2 protein-coding genes are annotated in these 734 nt (G+C 46.6%); both read right to left on the minus strand.

Annotated elements, in window-relative coordinates; genetic code table 11:
* Positions 1 to 334 (minus strand): IS3 family transposase (locus JCM17207_RS08685; RefSeq protein ID WP_238317276.1); only part of this gene is annotated, 334 nt, incomplete at its 3' end.
* Between the two features lie 140 nt (positions 335 to 474).
* Positions 475 to 734: helix-turn-helix domain-containing protein (locus JCM17207_RS08690; protein ID WP_238317277.1), on the minus strand; the 260-nt coding region annotated here is incomplete at its 5' end.

Below are 734 nucleotides of genomic sequence, written 5' to 3' on the forward strand. Positions count from 1 at the left end.
CAATACTGTTGTCGTACAAATCACGGATCATAGACAGATACAGTACACCTTGTTTGGTTTGAATATAGGAGATGTCGGTCACCCATTTGCGGTTTGGCGCTTCAGCGTGAAAATTCCGATTGAGAAGATTCTGGTATTTGTGCAGCTGCTGCCCCATCTGCTGCCAACGTCTGCGGCGACGGATTTCAGACAATAAGCCGTATTTTTTCATGACACGCAGGATCGTTTTAGGGTTATGGATGATTTCTTCACTGTTTTTCAGCCATTGCCACATTCTACGGTAGCCATAGGTATGAAAACACTTGTCCTGCTGATTTCGGATCTTCTCTGCCAATGAGGCATCTTTCTCAGGTCGATTCAGTCGCCTTACAAAGCTGTAATAGCCGCTTCTGGATACCGAAAAGAACCTGCACATGACTAGTACAGAATACTTCTCCCTGTGACGATAAATCACGGCATACTTTGCCTTTGCACTCACTTCCTTCCTGTGGACCGCAGAAAATCCCGCAGCAGCTCATTCTCCATCTTCAACCGCTGGATCTCATAGGCTTGCTCGGCGATTATATCTCCAGGTTCAGCAACTTTTCTCGGACGTCCTTTTGGTTTGGGAAAAATTCCTGCTTCCTGTTTGGCCTGTTTGCGGTTATATCGGTTGATCCAATTCTTGATTTGTACCTTGCTTAATCCCAATTGATTCGCGATCTCTTGCCGGGTCGCTCCTGCCTCTCGCAAGG

Source organism: Faecalibacterium gallinarum (assembly GCF_022180365.1).
GTDB classification, from domain to species: domain Bacteria; phylum Bacillota; class Clostridia; order Oscillospirales; family Ruminococcaceae; genus Faecalibacterium; species Faecalibacterium gallinarum.